The following is a 2,293-nucleotide window of genomic DNA, read 5'->3' as shown; positions in this document are numbered from 1 at the left end:
AGAGTCTGTTCAGCCTTAACAAGTTCTTCCTTAGCAGTAACCAAAAGATCTGTATTCGCAGCTTCCTTGACGTGGAGCTGGTCTTTGATCTGTGCCACAAGCTGACTTGCAACAGCTGTATCCACTTTTACAGAACTAACAGGCTCTTCCTTATCTTGCGATGCTAGCGGACTAGTATCTTGAGTTAAAGCCTCTACATGAGGTTTGTCGACAGGTGTTACGCTATCCGCACTAACGACACGCGCACCCAAAAACATCAGCGCTGCAACAGCAACTGAAGCCGCACCGAAGCTATACTTACGAATAGAGAAGCGTAAGACTTTTTCCTGTTGTCGACGCTTTACTCTACTTAGTGAATTTGATTTTTTTTCCATCGTTCCTCCTTATATTAAAGACAAAATCAAATTGAGAAGCAATATTCCCTCTGGGGAATAATACAATAAAAATTACTATGATGACCATCTCTTAACACATCATAGCTATTTCAGGCAAATTATACCATTTTACATTGATTTAAACAAGCATAAAGCCATTCAATCTCTCGAATAAAGCGCAAACATATTCGAATGTCTATAATACATTAATATACATTTTGTTTAAATAAAACAGAAAGATTCTCCTTTCTGATGACATTCTCTATATATCAGATTGGCAAGTGTACTAATCGCTCACCGATTGAGAACTTTTGGGAACATTTCAAAACTGAGCACTAGGATTAAAGACATGCAATATTTTGAGAGGGGGGTGGTATAGTGGATTGAAATAAGATGTGAACAAAGAGATTAGGAAAGTCACATTAATTTCTAAAAATTTTTTTGAATCTATAATGTACTATTTCAAATTTAATCCACTATACAAATACTGATGTCTCCCTTTTTCAAAAATAAAACAACGACCTTGTACTTCTTCAAATGAGGAACAAGGTCGTTTCTTAATCTTTTATTTCATCGTTCACTTAACAGTGAGTAGTTCAAACTTTAACGAAATGCTTATTTTAGTCTTCTTTTTTCTTTCCAAACGCAAGTCCAAAGCTACTTAGCATACCAAGGAGTCCTAAAGATGCAAGAATCATATCAGATTCTGTTCCTAGTATTGGCAATACATTTTGAGAATCATTTGACTTAGATTCCTTATCAATAGTAGCTGTAGTAGATCTGTGATTTGCATTCGGACTAACAGCATCTTGAATTGGAGTAGCTAGTGGATCTGTGGATTGACTAGAATCACCATTAGTATCAGGTGTTACTGGAAGAACTTGAATTGTATTTGAACTTACTTTTCTGAAAATATGTGTGATTATAGGTTCTTTATCATCGACTTCAGTTCTTAAAAATTCATATCTCGGAATTACTCCATGACCAGCTGCTCCTGCATCTCCTGTCTTAACTGATGATTTCAAGACATTCCCATCCTCATCATTCCATCTAACCTCAATCATTAGCTCTGGCAATGCAATTGAACCCGATAATGCATCGTTTTCAAAAGTTGTTACCTTAGGAACTTCCACAGATGATTTACCTGGTTCAGTAATCTTACCTGTACCTGTTTTTTCTACGTTTGGTAGATCACTGTTTGGTACTTTACCTTTACCATCTTCATCGATTGTAACGACGATTGGATTACCATCTTTACCTGAGATTTCTACCTTAGTTCCTGGTGGATATGTTGACCCATCTGGCTTCTTCGGTGTCACTGTAACATCACCTGTCTTAGGATCCTGTTCTAACTCTACTTTTGGTTCTTTCGTTTTCCCATAAGTTCGAACTGTTGTTGGAGTTACCTTACCTGTTTTTGAATCAACTTCATAGGTAGTGGTATCAATCACATCGCGACCTTCGGAATCTTTAGATTGTTCAACCTTAGTTTTCGCACCAACTTTAACGATTGTCTTACCTGCTGGGCTGACTACTGGGGTGCCAACGTGTTCTGTGATATGACCGTCATTTGAATCTACATCGTAAGTGGTTGTTGTAACTGTTTTACCTTTAGCTCCTTCAACGCGTTCGTTAGGTGTGTCAACTTCTCGTTCACCATCTCTAACATACTCAACTTCAGGTTCAATTGATGCTTCTACTACTTTGTCCTTCGCTGCGACTTTGACAATTGTTTCTGTTGGATTCACTACTACTGGTTTTCCTACTGTTTCTGTAATAGCACCTGTAGTAGGATCAACACTATATGTTGTTGTGATAGTGCTTGAACCTGTTTGACCTGCTTCCTCCACATTTGGTTGATCTTTGTCGCGTGTATCATCTTTCACATATTTCTTAGGTGATGGGATTGCTGTTGTTTC

At 37.7% G+C, this 2,293-nt stretch carries 1 protein-coding gene and 1 pseudogene; both read right to left on the bottom strand.

From position 1 onward, the window contains the following. The coding region (locus HMPREF2805_RS00370; protein WP_148131558.1) for a YSIRK-type signal peptide-containing protein at positions 1–374 on the bottom strand (374 nt) is incomplete at its 3' end. Between the two features lie 620 nt (positions 375–994). After that, positions 995–2,293, bottom strand: a pseudogene (locus HMPREF2805_RS00365) (hypothetical protein); the annotation flags it as partial.

Origin of the sequence: Streptococcus sp. HMSC034E03 (assembly GCF_001811505.1) — a bacterium.
GTDB lineage: Bacteria > Bacillota > Bacilli > Lactobacillales > Streptococcaceae > Streptococcus.
This window is presented reverse-complemented; position numbering and strand designations above follow the sequence as displayed.